The sequence below is a fragment of the Wenyingzhuangia sp. genome (genome assembly GCF_039768515.1).
Taxonomy (GTDB): domain Bacteria; phylum Bacteroidota; class Bacteroidia; order Flavobacteriales; family Flavobacteriaceae; genus Wenyingzhuangia.
The window spans coordinates 62672-79569 of the sequence record NZ_JBDNAI010000020.1 but is presented as its reverse complement, the minus strand read 5'-3'; the positions used below and the strand labels follow the sequence as shown (position 1 = coordinate 79569).

Genomic DNA, 16898 nt, shown 5'->3' with positions numbered 1-16898 from the left:
TCATCGCCTTTCTTTAAAAACTTCATTCATGATCTTGAATGAAGTTTTTTTTTGACCCCATCCTAAACCAACCCGTAAATACTATAAATAGTAATGGGAATCAATATGAAAACGTTCAGTGTTTTTTATATTATTAATGTAAATTTGTTGTTATGAGTTTACATTTTGATTTAAAGGAAATAATTACAGCTACAATGATTTTGTTTGCTGTTATCGATATTTTGGGAAGCGTACCCATTGTTATTGATTTAAGAAAAAAAGCAGGTCATATACAATCTGGAAAAGCAACTATTGTTTCTATCATTCTGATGATTCTATTTCTTTTTCTTGGTGATGAGATTTTAAATTTGATAGGTATAGATGTAAATTCATTTGCCATAGCGGGTTCGTTTATTATATTTTTTATTGCCTTAGAGATGATTTTGGGAATTACAGTTTTTAAAGATGAAATGATAGGGTCTCACTCTATTGTGCCTTTAGCTTTTCCTCTCATTGCTGGTGCAGGTACCATGACTACACTTATTTCATTGCGTGCAGAATTTGCATTAGAGAATATTATTGTAGCGATATTTATCAATAGTATTTTTGTTTATTTTGTTTTGAAAACTTCACAGCGTTTAGAAAATATTTTAGGGTCAGTAGGTTTAAACGTCCTCAGAAAAGTTTTTGGGGTTATATTGTTATCGATAGCCGTTAAATTATTTACCAGTAATATAAATCAATTGTTCTAATTTTTTTTCTTATCAGTTACATTTTATCATTTTACACCTATGAAAACGATCTCAATAACAGGTTACAGTTCCATTTCTGCATTAGGTTCAGATGTAGATGAAGTTTGGGGTGCTTATGCAATAGAAAACCATTTTCTTGAGCAAATTACATATGATAATGTTAGCGGTTTGGTTAGTAGATTACCAACTCATTTGGATCAGGCTATCCATTCATTAAAACATTCTCACCAAAAATATCAAGTACTAGACAAAACTGTTTTGATGGCTATTTATGCGGCAAGGAAGGCGCTCAAAAATGCGCGTTGGGATAAGAATGCTACATTTGGTGTCAATATTGGTTCTTCAAGAGGCGCTACACAATTGTTTGAACAATTTTATGATGATTTTTCAACAAATCATAAGAGCAGGGTTTCTCCATTGACCTCTCCAACAACAACATTGGGTAATTTGTCCACTTGGGTTGCCGATGATCTGCAGTCTTCAGGCCCTGTAATCACACATTCAATTACTTGTTCAACAGGTCTTCATGCAGTATTGAACGCAGTTGCCTGGATCAATTCTGGTATGTCAGAAAAGTTTATGGTAGGAGCAACAGAAGCTCCCAATACAGCGTTCACTATTGCCCAGATGCAATCTTTAAAAATTTATTCAGATCACCAACTAGAGTATCCATGTAGGGCTTTAGATCTTGAAAAGTCCAAGAATAGCATGTGTCTCGGGGAAGGAGCAGCTATTTTTTGTTTAGAACAAGGAGTTAAGTCCAATGCTTTGGCTCTTATAGATTCTATAGGTTATGGAACAGAAAAATTAACCCATAATGTTTCGGTAACCCAGGATGCAAAATGCTTTCAAGACTCTATGCATATGGCCTTGAGTTATATTGATGAAGATGTTGATGTTATTGTGATGCATGCTCCTGGAACTATAAAAGGTGATTCTTCTGAGATGAGAGCTATTGAAAAAGTTTTTGGAAGTAATATACCTGCGGTCACCTCAAATAAATGGAAAATAGGTCATACTTTAGGAGCTTCAGGTTCTTTAAGTATGGAATTAGCAATTTTGATGCTTGAAAAACAGGAGTTTATAGGGATTCCTTATTTAAAGAATTTAAAAGCACCAGAAAAAATTGAACGTATTATGGTGAATGCTGTAGGTTTTGGTGGTAATGCTGTAAGTGTTGTTTTGAAAAGAAATACTATTTAAAGCAGCAAATTTTACTACTTTTGTTATATCAATAAAATGAAATTTTATGAGTGAGGTTAGACACAATTGGACGAAAGAAGAAATCCTAGAAATATACAACAAACCCTTGATGGAGCTTTTGTACGAGGCAGCTACTATACATAGATTACATCATGAGCCAAATGAAGTTCAGGTATCAACTTTATTATCAATAAAAACAGGTGGTTGTTCAGAGGATTGTGGTTATTGTCCACAAGCAGCCCGCTATCATACAGATATCGATGGAAATGATTTGATGCCAGTCCAACAAGTAAAGGCCCAAGCGCTTAGAGCTAAAGCTTCAGGTTCTTCAAGAGTCTGTATGGGAGCATCATGGAGAAATGTAAAAGATGGACCTGAGTTTGACGAAGTTTTAGAAATGGTTAGAACTATCAATAGGTTAGATATGGAGGTATGCTGTACATTAGGAATGGTTACTGAGAATCAAGCAAAACGTCTAGCAGAGGCAGGTTTGTATGCCTATAATCATAATTTAGATTCCTCTGAAGAATATTATAAAGAAGTGATTTCTACAAGAGGTTATCAGGATAGGTTAGACACCATAGATAATGTTCGTAAAACAAATGTAACGGTTTGTTCAGGTGGTATAATTGGAATGGGTGAGTCTATAGCAGACAGAGCAGGAATGTTGGTAGCCTTATCATCATTAAACCCTCAACCTGAATCAACTCCAATAAATGCTTTAGTTGCTGTCGAAGGTACTCCTTTAGAAGATCAGAAGCCAGTTGAAATATGGGATATGGTAAGAATGGTAGCGACAACAAGAATTGTGTTGCCAGAAACCCAAGTTAGGTTGTCTGCTGGTAGAACTCAAATGAGTCAAGAAGGGCAGGCATTTTGTTTCTTTGCGGGAGCCAATTCAATATTTGCAGGTGATAAATTATTAACTACACCTAATCCTGATGTTAATGAGGATATGAAATTATTTAAAAAGTTAGGATTAAATCCTATGAAACCATTCACTAAAAAAGTTCAGCCAAAGTCCGTTCCAGCTGAAAATTCAGATTATCAAGCGTTGGGAGAAAACCCAAAGTGGACTAGGCCTGAACACAAAATCGCAAAAAACGAAGAGGCCAAACAAAAAGCAAAAGAAATTAGAGCTAAAGAAAAAGCATAATTTTTTAATAGTAAAAAAGGAAAGACTCGTAATAAAACATTACGAGTCTTTTTTATTTTAGAACCTTCTTTTGTTTTGTCGCTAAGTAAAAATAAAGAACATATTGACATGATAAAGATTTATCTCTTTGAGTGTTTAAAAAGGTCATGCTTGTAGTTGATAACTATTTTTTTAACCTTTTGAATACCCAATATTTTACGTGATATATTTTGTATTTTAGAACTTCCCAAATAAATAGATATGTATTTAATTTTTGATACCGAAACAACAGGTTTGCCAAAAAACTATAAGGCTCCTATGACAGATACTGATAACTGGCCTAGGTGTATACAGATAGCTTGGCAGTTACATGACGGTATGGGACGTGTACTTGAACATGATCATTTTATGATTCAGCCCCATGGATTTAACATTCCTTTTGATTCTGAAAAAATTCATGGTATTTCAACAGAACTTGCAGAAAAGGAAGGGATTACTTTAAGAGAGGGTTTAAATCGATTTAACTTGGTTTTGAATAAAACCAAGTTTCTAGTTGGTCAAAATGTTACGTTTGACGTAAATATCATGGGAGCTGAGTTTATCAGGGCAGGTATGTTACCAAATTTTAAGGCTTTTGAATTTGATCGTCTTGATATGCAAGCTTATGATTTTAGGACTAGAGTACCAAAAAATCGCTCAATGGCTATTGATGACTTGTATGACTCAGATAAAAATTTACTGGGTATATTAGATACTTGTACGGAGTTTACTGCTAATTTATGTGAATTAACAGGAGGTAGAGGAGGAAAGTTTAAACTTCCCACACTAACTGAGTTACATCATTTTTTGTTTGGTGTTGGTTTTGGAGAGGCCCACAACGCAACAGCTGATGTAGAAGCTACTACACGATGTTTCTTTGAGTTGATTAGAAAACAAAATTTCACAAAGGAACAATTAGATGTTGACTCTTCATATTTTACTGAGTTTAATACTGTCAATCCAAAACCTTTTGAATTGATAGGCTTAAAACATTTGAACTTAAAGAAAGAAAGTGAGAAAATACGTAAGCGTAAACTTAAGCAGGAAAGTGCTAGAGGAACTGAGATCAATACAAAGGAAAGTCTAGCAAAGCTACAAGAGGTTTCTTTTGCACATTTACACAATCATACCCAATATTCTATTTTACAGTCTACCATTGAAATAGATGCTTTGGTACAAACTGCAGGTAAGCATAATATGTCAGCTGTAGCGATGACTGATACTGGAAATATGATGGCGGCCTTTCATTTTACCAATTCAGTTTCGAGTTATAATAAAGGGGTAAAAGAAAGAAGACATCAAGTTCAAGAGGAAGGAGGAGTTTTTGAGGAAAATGAATTGACGCCCATTGTAGGTTGTGAATTTTTTGTTTGTGAGAACCATTTAGACAAAACTAAAAAAGATAACGGCTATCAAGTTGTTTTGTTGGCGAAAAATAGAAATGGTTATCAGAATCTAGCAAAAATGTCATCAATTGCTTTTGTAGACGGTTTTTATTACGTTCCCAGGATTGACAGAAAAATTATTGAAGAATACAAAGGAGATATCATTGTTTTGACTGGAAATTTATATGGAGAAGTTCCAAGCAAAATTCTAAATATAGGAGAAAAACAAGCAGAGGAAGCATTGGTTTGGTGGAAAGAACAGTTTGCAGATGATTTGTATATCGAAATCATGCGTCATAGTCAAGAGGATGAAAATGTAGTAAATAAAGTTCTACTTGATTTTTCTAAAAAACATGACGTGAAGGTGGTTGCGACCAACAATACTTTTTACATCGCTAAAGAAGATGCCAATGCCCACGATATTTTATTGTGTGTAAAAGATGGGGAAAAGCAAGTGACCCCTATTGGTAGGGGAAGAGGCTATCGTTATGGGTTGCCAAATGATCAGTATTATTTTAAGTCTCAAGAGGAAATGAAACAGCTTTTTGCAGATATTCCTGAAGCAATCACTAATATACAAGGGCTAGTAGATAAAATTCAACCCTTCACTTTAGCAAGCGATGTATTACTTCCTGCTTTTGATATTCCTGAGGAATTTAAAGATTTAGAAGACTTAAAAGATAGTGGTAAAAGAGGGGAGAATAATTTTTTAAGGCATTTGGTTTATGAAGGAGCTAAAAAGAGATACGGTGAAATAACAGAGGCCATACGAGAGCGCCTAGATTTAGAGTTAGACGTAATTGCCAAAACAGGTTACCCAGGGTATTTTTTAATTGTTGAAGATTTTATAAGGGCAGCAAGAAACATGGGGGTTTCTGTAGGGCCAGGTCGTGGATCAGCAGCAGGTTCAGTTGCTGCTTATTGTCTTTGGATCACGAATATAGATCCCATTAGGTATGATTTACTTTTTGAGCGATTTTTAAATCCTGAGCGAATCTCTATGCCCGATATTGATATTGATTTTGACGATGAAGGGCGTGGTCGTGTCATTGATTATGTAATTGATAAATATGGGTCTAACCAGGTAGCACAAATTATCACCTATGGTACAATGGCTGCAAAATCTTCTATTAGAGACACCGCTAGAGTTTTAGATTTACCATTGTTTGAAGCAGATAGAATTGCTAAATTAATTCCAGGGATGAAGCTAAAGAAAATCTTTGGTTTAGAAGAAAAAGAATTGGCATCAAAGCTTCGCTCTGAAGAAGTTGAAATGGTCAATGAGTTAAAGAGAATATCTGAGGGTCATGGCCTTGAAGCAGAAACCATAAACAAAGCTAGGGTGTTAGAAGGTTCTGTTCGCAATACAGGAATTCATGCTTGTGGTGTCATTATCACACCTGATGATATAACAAAATTTGTACCGGTAGCTTTAGCGAAGGATTCAGATATGTATGTCACTCAATTCGATAACTCTGTTGTTGAAGATGCTGGTTTGTTAAAGATGGATTTCTTAGGGCTCAAGACTTTGACATTGATTAAGCATACATGTAAAATTGTAAAAGCAAGGCACGGTGTAGATTTAGACCCTGAAAGTTTTCCGATTGATGATTTAAAAACCTATGAATTATTTCAAAGGGGTGAGACAGTAGGGATTTTTCAATACGAATCTCCTGGGATGCAAAAATACATGCGTGAGTTGAAACCTACAGTTTTTGCAGACTTGATTGCCATGAATGCTCTTTATAGACCAGGGCCCTTAGAATACATACCAAGCTTTATTAATCGTAAACATGGGCGTGAAGAAATTGTTTATGATTTGCCTGCAGACGAATATAAGAAGCGTCTAGAAGAGACTTATGGAATTACTGTTTATCAGGAGCAGGTAATGTTGCTGTCCCAAGATTTAGCCGGTTTTACAAAAGGTCAAGCAGATACTTTGCGTAAGGCGATGGGAAAAAAACAAATTGCAGTATTGGCAAAGATGAAGCCATTATTTGTGTCTCAGGCTACTGCAAATGGACATGATGAAAAGGCTTTAGAAAAGATATGGAAAGATTGGGAGGCTTTTGCTTCTTATGCTTTTAATAAGTCTCACTCTACTTGTTATGCATGGATTGCTTACCAAACCGCTTATTTAAAAGCACACTATCCAGCAGAATATATGGCAGCAGTGTTATCGAACAACATGAATGATATCAAGCAGGTTACATTTTTTATGGAAGAGTGTAAGCGTATGGGATTGACTGTGCTTGGGCCAGATGTAAATGAGTCTTATGCAAAATTTTCTGTGAACGATGAAGGGGCAGTTCGTTTTGGTATGGCAGCTATTAAAGGAGTAGGTGGTATTGCTGTGGATGGAATTATTGACGAACGAAAAAAAAACGGTCCTTTTGTATCTATTTTCGATGTTGCCAAACGTGTTGACTTAAGGACATGTAACAAAAAAGCTTTTGAAGGATTATCTTTAGCTGGAGGTTTTGATTCTTTTGGAAATATACACAGAGCACAGTTTTTTGCCGCAGACGAAAAAGGAATGACCTTTTTGGAAAAAGCAATGAAATTTGGATATGCTTATCAAGAAAGTGTTAATTCACCCCAAGTATCACTTTTTGGTGAGGCTTCTGACGTCCAATTACCAGAGCCACTAGTACCACCATGTGAAACTTGGGGGACTATGGAAACATTGTCTAAAGAAAAAGAAGTGGTCGGAATTTACATCTCAGCACATCCCTTGGATGATTATAAGAATGAAATGAGATTTACCAATTGCAATGTAGGTATGTTCAAAGGGGATATCAAGAAGTATGTAGGAAATGGATTTTCTTTTGCAGGAATCTTAACAAGTGCAGAGCACAGAATTGCAAAAAATGGTAATGGTTGGGGCTCTTTTATAATTGAAGATTATACCGATTCTCACGAATTTAGATTGTTTGGAGAAGATTATATGAGATTTCAACATTTACTAGTTCATAATTCATTCTTATATCTTAGTGGAACAATTCAAAGGGGATGGACACAAAAAGATGGAACGGAGAGTGATCCAAGAGTTAAGTTTTCTGACTTTTCTTTGTTGTCAGATGTCTTAAATAAAAAATGCAAAAAAATCACTTTTAAATTTAGAATGCATGAAATAAGAGAGGATAGAATAGAGCAATTAGCAATGTTATTGTCAGGGTTCTCAGGAGAAGGTGCTAAGCAGACTGTTGGTTTTAATTTGCTTTCTGAAAAAGATAAGATTGATATCGAAATGTTTTCAAGAACCTACAAATTAAAAGTAAACGCTGAGTTATTTAATTACTTGGACAAGGAAGGTTTTGAATATAAGCTAAATTAAAAAAAAGGTGTTTGCTTAGTGCAAACGCCTTTTTTTTTGCTGATTTGTGACTAAAACAAAAAGGGAACTCGTTTGTTTTTGTTGTTATTCTCGTTTACTTTGCTCACGACACATCTAAATCCGATGTAATCTGTGGACAGGTATTCTTCCATGTATCTTCGTTGGCTTGGGTCTAGCCAGTAGGCACGATCTTTCCAAGAGCCACCTTTGTATACTCTTGTAGAATTTGAAATCAAGGTTGTTCTCCTTTGATCATCATATTGAATTTCTATTTCCCCAGTTTTGTTATTTACTCGAGGCTTGTATATAATAGGTGAATTGTACATTCTAGCTCTTTCTTCACTATCGGCTTCGTTGTAATCAATAGTTGAAGTTAATTCTCCATCTGCATAATCTTTAGTATCCGCCTTAGTGTAATTCATGCTAAGATAAACATCGTTGTCATTGATGTTTTCTTTTAAAATCTGACCAGGTAAAACAGAAGGGGTTATTTTACCGTTGGGTAGTGTGTCATAGGTTATGTCTTTGTAGGTAGCGATGATCACATCACCGTTCTCGTCAAGTTTTGGCTTTCGGTAGCTTTTTCCTCTGTTGTAGTTTAAATCGTTTAAATTCGTGTCTACAATAGGTCTATATACATCCGAAACCCACTCAGCAACATTCCCAGACATATCATATAGGCCATAAGCATTGGGTGGAAAACTTCTGATTGGAGTTGTAATATCTCCATAGTCTGAATTCCAGCCTGAGATCCCGTTGTAGTTTCCTTTACTTTGTTTAAAGTTTGCGTGTTGCACGAAATATTTACTTTGTCTATCTATCGTAGATTCTCCTCTCCAAGCATACTTTTTTCTTCCTCTTATTGTATTGTAAAAACGATTTTCAATATCAGCTTTTGCAGCATACTCCCATTCAATTTCAGTAGGTAGTCTAAAGTCAAGGTGGGGGGATTGTTTGAAAATATGCAATTTGTTATTGTTCTCTTCAATGGTTTTGAAACTGATAGAATCATTCAAAAGTGTGTCGGGTTGAGTCACATAATTTGTGTAGATCGCCTTATTTCCTCCAAATAATAGTTTGGGGTTGGCTTCAAAAACTTCGATGTCAAAATGATTTTTGCCTTCAACTGTAACGTTATTGGTACTGTATAATGGTTTTAGAATTTTTTGTTTTACCAATTTTATTTCAGCAACTCTGTCTGTTCTCCATTTACAGTAATCATTGGCTTGTAACCAACTCACCCCTACTACAGGGTAGTTTTCATATCCTCGATGTCTTAGGTACGTTTTTGATAGGTTACCGTCGTAACCCATAGGACCTCTCCATACCGTAGAATCTGGTAGAGCGGCCGTATAGATGTGCTTGTATTTGGGATTGCTTTTTGGGAAAATTTTGGCTAGCCAATCTAAGTAAATCAAATATTCTTTGTTAGAAACTTCAGAATCATCCATATAAAAACCTTGGACGTGAACGTTTTTAGCTTTGTTGACAGTACCTCCCATTATATCTTGTTCGGTCTGTCCCATGACAAAAAGTCCTCCTTCGATTGATACCATACTTGGGGGTACTTCTTGTTTGCTTACAGATGAAAGTTTTGACAAACCACCATATCCAAGATTACTAAAATTATAACCAATGTTTTCCGAATATCTATCAGAGCCCTCATCTAGGTTGTTTTTTATACAGCCAGACATGACAAGGACAATACCACAAAATAATAGTGATTTATTTACTATTTTACTCATACAAATAGAAATCTATATTATGTTAATAACAATTGCAATATATTATATAATACTTGATTATACAATTTAATATAACAACAAATAAGATACATTTACAACGTCTAAATTTATATATTCGTACAATTAATTTAAGAATAAATGAAGTTACCATATTTGATTCTTTTTTTCATGGGTACCCTCCTTGGGTATTCTCAAAAAGACCTAACTTTTTTGGTTGATTGGAAACAGACCTACGAGCCAACCATCAACAATACCATTTGGGTTGGTGATAAAATATATCCTCAAGCGAATTCAATTCCTGTTTACTTAAACAAATGGGATAAAGAGGAAGTGGGAGTTATTGGTCAGGTTAAGTACTATGATATTGTAACTAAAGAGCTTGATAAAGAATTGTTAGGAGGAGTTGATTTTAATTATTTACCTAACAATTTTAATCCATTGTTGAAAGTTGTAACTGCTCGAGATGATGAATATTATACGGTTAGAGCTAACGTTATGTATAAGAATGGCGAAGGAAGAATAATTCAAGTACAGTCGTTCAAGGTTTCCTATGAATTGATTTTAGGACAATCTAATAATAAAAACGCAAAAATAGCATCGAACAGTGCCATGAATGCCGTTAGAAATTCGGTATTAAATTCTGGAACTTGGTATAAAATAGCCGTAGATAAATCAGGTGTTTTCAAAATAGATGCCGATTTTTTAAATTCGATAGGAATAGATACCTCTACTTTAGACCCAAGAAAAATTAGAATATTTGGTAATGGTGGAGCTATGTTGCCTGAGCAGTTAGGGGAGTTTAGAAGAGAAGGTTTAAGTGAAAATGCAATTTATGTGTTTGGAGAAGATGATGGTAAATTTAATGATAGTGACTATGTGTTGTTTTATGCTCAAGGTCCGATATCATGGAAAATAGAAAATAGATCATCGATTTATCATAGACAGAATATATATTCTGATTATGCTTATTATTTTATTAATATAGATATGGGTATTGATGGTAAAAGAATTTCAAGTGCTCCGGTTGTAAATAGTGAGAAAACCTTAAGCGTGACAAGTTTTACAGACTTCCAATTACACGAAAAAGATGTATTCAACTACATAAGAGCAGGTAGACAATGGTTTGGAGAAAACTTTACGATTGACAATCAGCAAGACTTTACCTTTAATTTTCCGAATATTTTGAAAACAGAACCTGTTATTGTTAAGGGGAATTTTAGTGCCTTGTCTAGGAGTATACCCACCAGCTATTCGGTATTATACAAAAACAATAAAATTTTAGAAAGGCCAATACAGCCTCATTCTTTTTCTGCGTTTAATGAAACAAAAGGATTGGGTACCTTGAGTCCATTAGATGATAGTCTGGTCCTAAGTGTTTATTGGGATAACAAAGGAGATCTTTCTGCGACAGCCCGCCTTGATTATTTGGAAGTAATTGCAGACAGAAGCCTAGTTGCAACAGGAAGCCAATTTAAGTTTTTAAACTTTTATTCTAACCAAACCGAACAAGTTTTAGAATACACCATATCCAATGCAACTGAGCTAGATTTTATTTGGAATATAACAGATATTACAAACCCATTGAGCGTTTATGACATTGATGATAGCGTTAACAGTTTTAAATTTAAGGAACTTACCGATGGAAATTTAAACACCTATCAGTTGATAAAGATTTCAGATGCTTATGCTCCTATCAAATTAAGTAGTGGAGCTAATGTAGAAAATCAAAACTTACATTCCTTAAAAGATATTCAGTATGTAATTCTCACACAAAAAAAATTTTTTGACGAAGCAAAAAGAATAAGAGATTATCACAGAGAAAACACAACAATATCTGAATCAAATTTGGAAAAAATAAAAGTAGAGGTTATTGATATCAATCAAGTATATAATGAATTTGGATCAGGGTCACCCGATATAACTGCCATAAGAGATTTTGCAAAATTCTTATATGACAACAGTAGTACAAGTGATACCAAGTTAAAATATTTATGTTTGTTTGGAGATGCATCATTTGATTTTAAAGGCATAACATACGACGAAACCCAAATAGTTCCTACTTATCAGTCATTGGTAAGTAATAATTTGATTCATTCATACAATACCGATGATTATTTTGCATATTTGGATCCGTCGGATGATAACTTAACCGAGGGAGATCTTAGCCTTGTTGGACAAATGGATATTGTGACTGGTAGAATTCCAGTGGGGACGTTGACAAAAGCAAATCAATATGTTACAAAGTTGTTGAACTATTATTCTTCAACGTCATGGGGAGCTTGGAAAACTAGAGTTTCACTTTTTGGTGATGATGGTCAAGAAGGATCTGATCAATCCTTAATCAAGTACTTAGAAGATTCAAGTATAATCCTTGCAAGGAACAATCCTGATTTGAATATAAATAAACTGTACACTGACGCTTTCAAAGAGGAAATCACCTCAGGAGGGGGGGCTTACCCTGGTGTGACTAAAAGGTTTAAAGATGCTTTTTCCAAAGGCTCTTTGGTGATTAATTATTTTGGACATGGTAATAATTATACTTTAGGCCAAGAAAATTTTTTAGATATTTCTGCCATCAGATCCTTAAGAAACCTTAATAATTTGCCTTTATTTATAACTGTTACTTGCGATTTTTCAAGATTTGACGATCCAACAATATTATCTGGAGGAGAAGAATTGATTGAAAGCGAACTAGGCGGCGCTATAGCTATGATTGCAACATCGAGAGAAATCACAATTTTTGCAGGGAATAGCATAAATAGGAATTTAGCAGATTATTTATATTCTTTTGACGGAAAAACAAGAACAGCTGCAGAAGCTCTAAGAGATGTAAAAAACAAAGTAAGAGTAAGAAATCAATTTTTTGTTTATTTTCTAGGAGATCCTGCTATGAAATTGTCTTTACCAAAAAGAGGGATAGACATTGATAAAATTGAAAAATATTCAATAGATCCAGTTTCACAGAATACTTTTCTAGAACAAGTGACAGAATTAAAAGCGTTATCTAAAATAAAAGTTACAGGCTCTGTTGCTGAAAATGGAAGTGTTTTGACTGATTTTGACGGAACGTTAAACATAACCTTGTTTGATAAAGAAATAGACAGAAAAACACTCTTGAATGAGGGAAGTGGTACTGTTTTAGAGTTTAAATCTTTGGAAAACAAGGTTTTTGTTGGAGAAGCATCTGTGACTAAAGGTAAGTTTTCTTTTGATTTTGTTTTGTCGAAAGACTTGAGTTTAACGCCCGAAAAAGCAAAGTTTAGTTTTTATGCAGCTTCTGATGATAAGGAAAGAATAGGAAGTGATTTCAATTATAAAGTTGGTGGAATAGACACAGAAGCTCCAGAAGACAAGACTCCACCTGTCATTGAATTGTTTTTAGATGATGAAACTTTCGTGAATGGTGGTAACACAACTTCAACACCAAAATTATTAGCCAAAATTTATGATGATAGTGGAGTGAATACTTCATTCAATTCAATTGGTCACGACATTACAGTTGTTATAGATGGGGATTATGCAAATCCTATCTCTGTAAATGAGTTTTATACTACAGAGAAAGATGATTTTACTACAGGATTGATAAGCTATGAAATAGAAGAATTATCAGTGGGTAATCATACCTTAACTTTAAAAGCTTGGGATACATACAATAATTCGTCAACACAGTCGTTAAGTTTTTACGTTCGAGAGGATAAGGGTTTTGAAATAAGTAAAGTTTTAAATTACCCAAATCCTTTTATCAACCACACAGAATTTTGGTTTAAAAATAATAGGCTAGGAGATCCAATAGAAATAACGGTTCAGATCTACACTGTGTCAGGAAAATTACTCAAAACGATACATCGATCAGATAGTAATTTAGATGAAATCTCAAGAGTTGTTACTTGGGATGGAAAAGATGATTATGGAAATAGGTTAGGAAAAGGAGTGTATATATACAAATTGACTGTTAAGGAAAATATTACAGGTCAATCAAATGAAAAAATAGAAAAATTAGTAATTTTGTAAAATAAAAAATATTGAATAGTTTATGAAAAGAATAAATCAGTTTGCCTTATTGTTTCTTGTTTTTGGCATAGAAGCTTATGCCCAAAACAATACAATCACCACAGTAGCTCCTTTTTTAAATATTGTACCCGATGCAAGAGCAGCAGGTATGGGAGATGTTGGTGTTGCCAGTAATGCCGATGGTAATGCGTTATTTCACAATGCTGCAAAAATGGTGTTTCACAAAAAAGAAGTGACTCTTGCAATAAACTATACACCATGGTTAAGAAACTTAACGGATGATATCTATGTTGGGAATATTAGTTACCAACAAAGAATAGATGAAAGAAGTGCTTTTGGAGGAGGGATAAAATATTTTAATTATGGCGAAGTACAAATCAATGACGGATTCAATTCTGGCTCGACAACAGCTTCACCCTATGAACTTGCCATAGACGGAGCCTATTCTCTTAAGCTAAATTCAAATTATTCGATGGCGGTTGCTTTGCGTTTTATTCGTTCGGATTTGACGATATCTGGAACCAACTTAAATGATAATCAGCCATCTAATGCTTTTGCTGTAGATGTTTCTGGTTTTTATAAATCAAACGAAATCCCTTTTGAAGAGTTTAATGGAGTGATTAGAGGTGGATTTAATATTAGTAATGTTGGACCAAAAGTAACTGTTTTATCAGGAGAGGGATTCTTACCAACGTCCTTAAAATTAGGAGGTGGATTTGACTTTATCTTTGATGATTATAACCAAATAGGAGTAAGCTTAGAGCTTGCTAAGTTGTTGGTTCCAACTGTAAACGGAGAAGACAAAAACTTTTTACAAGGAATGTTTGCCTCTTTTTCTGATGCCCCAGCTGGGTTTAGTGAAGAATTACAAGAAATAACGCTTGGTTTTGGAGCAGAATACCTTTATAATAATTCTTTTGCGTTTAGAGCAGGTTACTTTAAAGAGAACGAAAATAAAGGAAACCGTAACTTTTTAACAGTGGGTGCAGGTTTTAAAGCAAGTTCTTTTAATGTAGATCTTTCGTACTTATCTAGTAATTCTGTAGTAAACAATCCATTAGAAAGCACCCTTAGGTTTTCCTTATCTTTTGATGTAGGTGATATTTATGTTGATTGATAAAAAAATATATTTAAATCTGAGCCAGTGTTATTTGATGACACTGGTTTTTTATATCAGTAATGTATGTATAAAAATAGAGTTATAACGGGTACAGGAAGTTTTATACCACACAAAATTGTAAAGAACAGTAACTTTAAGGATCATGTTTTTTTAAATGAAGATGGAACTTTATATGAAAAAGACAATGAAAAAACCATTGAGAAGTTTCAAGCCATTACAGGAATAGAGGAAAGAAGATACGCAGATGATACGGTAAACACTTCAGACATGGCCTTTAATGCCTCTTTGAAAGCTATAGAATCAGCAAAAATCAACAAAGAAGATTTAGACTTAATTATTGTAGCTCATAATTTTGGAGAGATTAAAAAGGATAGTTATCAAGGAGATTTTTTACCAAGTATAGCGACAAGAGTAAAAAATAAATTGGAGATCCAAAACCCCAATTGTGTAGCTTATGATATTTTATTTGGTTGTCCTGGATGGGTACAAGGTTTGATACAAGCGAATCAGGCAATAAAAGCTGGAGATGTTCAAAAAGTTTTGGTTGTTGGTGCAGAGACACTTTCTAGAGTCGTGGACAATAATGATCGCGATAGTATGATTTTTTCAGATGGCGCAGGTGCTGTGGTTGTAGAGTCATTGGAAGAGGAGACAGAAAGAGGGATTTTGAGCACTGTCGCTCAAACTTATGCCCTTGAAGAATCGAAATTTCTATATTCGGGCCCTACTTTTAACAAAGAAAAAGATCAAGGTATTAATTATATGAAAATGCGGGGTCGTAAAATATATGAATTTGCATTGGTCAATGTCCCTTCTGCTATGAAGTCTGTCTTAGATAAAAGAGGTTTGGATATTGATGACATACACAAAATATTTTTACACCAAGCGAATGAAAAAATGGACGAAGGGATTGTAAAAAGATTGTATCGTTTGTTTAAAAAGCCTGTAAAAAAGAATGTAATGCCGATGTCTATTCAGAAACTGGGTAACAACTCAGTTGCTACAGTTCCTGTTTTATATGATATGGTTTTAAGCGATCAGTTAAAAAACCACATTGTAACGAAAGGCGATATTATCATTTTTGCCTCTGTAGGAGCTGGCATGAATATCAATGCAGTTACCTACCAATCATAACTTTTATACATCTACCTTTAGTCTTGGGTTTGCAGTAATACTCTGGTCTTCAATCAGTCCTAGTTTAAATTTTTGATATGCGGTAATGGCAATCATTGCAGCATTGTCTGTTGTGTATTCAAATTTGGGAATAAAGGTAGTCCATCCAAAATGTTTTTGTGCATGAGCTAGGCGCTTTCTTATTTCAGAATTTGCAGAAACCCCCCCTGCTATCGCAACTTGTGTAATTCCTGTTTCTTTTACTATAGTTTTTAGTTTATCCATTAAAATCTCTGCAATGGTATTCTGAACACTGGCACAAATATTCTCTATGTTTTCATTGATAAAATTTGGGTTTTCCTTTACTTGCTTTTGTAAAAAATATAAAATACCTGTTTTCAATCCGCTGAAGCTAAAATGATGGGCCTTTACTTTGGGTTTTGTAAACTTGTAAACAGGAAGACCTGTTTTAGCATATTTATCTATCAAAGGTCCTCCAGGATAAGGAAGTCCTAGGATTTTTGCTGTTTTGTCATAAGCTTCACCTACAGCGTCATCTATAGTTTCCCCTAAAATTTCCATGTTAAAAAAATCATTGACTTTAACAATTTGAGTGTGACCACCACTAATGGTAAGACACAAAAAAGGGAAATTAGGTTTTATGTCGTTAGCATCATCGATAAAATGTGCTAAAATATGAGCTTGCATGTGGTTGATGGCCAACAAAGGTATGTCTAGAGCCAATGCCATAGATTTTGCAAAAGAAGTACCTACAAGCAAAGAGCCCATCAACCCAGGGCCCTGAGTAAATGCTATGGCATGTAACTGTTCTTTGTTTATATTAGCCTCTCGTAAAGCTGTTTCTACAACAGGTAGGATATTTTGTTGGTGTGCTCTTGAAGCGAGCTCTGGGACAACCCCGCCATATTTAGCATGTATTTCTTGGTTGGCTACGACATTAGAAAGAATCTGTTCATTTTGTATTACAGATGCACTGGTGTCATCACAAGAAGATTCTATTGCTAAGATGTAGGTTTTATCAAGCATAATTACAGTTAAAATGACTAATTTAGTGGCAC

General features: G+C 34.5%; 9 protein-coding genes. 7 read left to right on the top strand and 2 right to left on the bottom strand.

Going from position 1 to position 16898, the window contains the following annotated elements; translation table 11 throughout:
• The first annotated feature begins 152 nt into the window (after positions 1–152).
• From ABF281_RS01595 to dnaE, 4 genes are all read left to right on the top strand, one after another.
• Positions 153–731, top strand: a complete 579-nt coding sequence (locus ABF281_RS01595; protein WP_347179949.1) for a MarC family protein — start codon at positions 153–155, stop codon at positions 729–731.
• Positions 732–770: 39 nt separating this feature from the next.
• On the top strand, positions 771–1934 hold the full coding sequence (locus ABF281_RS01590) for a beta-ketoacyl synthase N-terminal-like domain-containing protein (protein WP_347179948.1): 1164 nt from the start codon (positions 771–773) through the stop codon (positions 1932–1934).
• 46 nt (positions 1935–1980) lie between these two features.
• On the top strand, positions 1981–3090 hold the full coding sequence (gene bioB / locus ABF281_RS01585; protein WP_347179947.1) for a biotin synthase BioB: 1110 nt from the start codon (positions 1981–1983) through the stop codon (positions 3088–3090).
• A gap of 240 nt (positions 3091–3330) precedes the next feature.
• Complete coding sequence (gene dnaE / locus ABF281_RS01580; RefSeq protein ID WP_347179946.1) at positions 3331–7830, top strand: DNA polymerase III subunit alpha; 4500 nt, start codon at positions 3331–3333, stop codon at positions 7828–7830.
• Positions 7831–7880: 50 nt separating this feature from the next.
• On the opposite strand, the gene gldJ is transcribed toward dnaE, so the two are convergent.
• The gene (gene gldJ, locus ABF281_RS01575) at positions 7881–9575 is read right to left on the bottom strand and encodes a gliding motility lipoprotein GldJ (protein WP_347179945.1); all 1695 of its coding nucleotides are present in this window, start codon (positions 9573–9575) and stop codon (positions 7881–7883) included.
• A gap of 138 nt (positions 9576–9713) precedes the next feature.
• Between gldJ and porU the strand changes: the two genes are divergently transcribed.
• The 3 genes from porU to ABF281_RS01560 all read left to right on the top strand — a co-directional run bounded on the left by porU (position 9714) and on the right by ABF281_RS01560 (position 15840).
• Entirely contained in the window at positions 9714–13586 is a 3873-nt protein-coding gene (porU, locus tag ABF281_RS01570; protein WP_347179944.1) for a type IX secretion system sortase PorU, read from the top strand.
• Between the two features lie 22 nt (positions 13587–13608).
• Entirely contained in the window at positions 13609–14703 is a 1095-nt protein-coding gene (gene porV, locus ABF281_RS01565) for a type IX secretion system outer membrane channel protein PorV (protein ID WP_347179943.1), read from the top strand.
• A gap of 66 nt (positions 14704–14769) precedes the next feature.
• Positions 14770–15840 (top strand): ketoacyl-ACP synthase III, encoded by a 1071-nt coding sequence (locus tag ABF281_RS01560; protein WP_347179942.1) that lies wholly within the window; start codon positions 14770–14772, stop codon positions 15838–15840.
• Between the two features lie 3 nt (positions 15841–15843).
• Here ABF281_RS01560 and tsaD read toward each other — a convergent pair whose 3' ends face one another.
• On the bottom strand, positions 15844–16866 hold the full coding sequence (gene tsaD / locus ABF281_RS01555) for a tRNA (adenosine(37)-N6)-threonylcarbamoyltransferase complex transferase subunit TsaD (RefSeq protein WP_347179941.1): 1023 nt from the start codon (positions 16864–16866) through the stop codon (positions 15844–15846).
• Between the last annotated feature and the right edge of the window lie 32 nt (positions 16867–16898).

What these genes read in the sequence shown, in the direction of transcription:
- ABF281_RS01595 (WP_347179949.1), top strand. Translation starts at nt 153, where the DNA reads ATGAGTTTACATTTTGATTTAAAGGAAATAATTACAGCTACAATGATT.
- ABF281_RS01590 (WP_347179948.1), top strand. Translation starts at nt 771, where the DNA reads ATGAAAACGATCTCAATAACAGGTTACAGTTCCATTTCTGCATTAGGT.
- bioB (WP_347179947.1), top strand. Translation starts at nt 1,981, where the DNA reads ATGAGTGAGGTTAGACACAATTGGACGAAAGAAGAAATCCTAGAAATA.
- dnaE (WP_347179946.1), top strand. Translation starts at nt 3,331, where the DNA reads ATGTATTTAATTTTTGATACCGAAACAACAGGTTTGCCAAAAAACTAT.
- gldJ (WP_347179945.1), bottom strand. Translation starts at nt 9,575, where the DNA reads ATGAGTAAAATAGTAAATAAATCACTATTATTTTGTGGTATTGTCCTT.
- porU (WP_347179944.1), top strand. Translation starts at nt 9,714, where the DNA reads ATGAAGTTACCATATTTGATTCTTTTTTTCATGGGTACCCTCCTTGGG.
- porV (WP_347179943.1), top strand. Translation starts at nt 13,609, where the DNA reads ATGAAAAGAATAAATCAGTTTGCCTTATTGTTTCTTGTTTTTGGCATA.
- ABF281_RS01560 (WP_347179942.1), top strand. Translation starts at nt 14,770, where the DNA reads ATGTATAAAAATAGAGTTATAACGGGTACAGGAAGTTTTATACCACAC.
- tsaD (WP_347179941.1), bottom strand. Translation starts at nt 16,866, where the DNA reads ATGCTTGATAAAACCTACATCTTAGCAATAGAATCTTCTTGTGATGAC.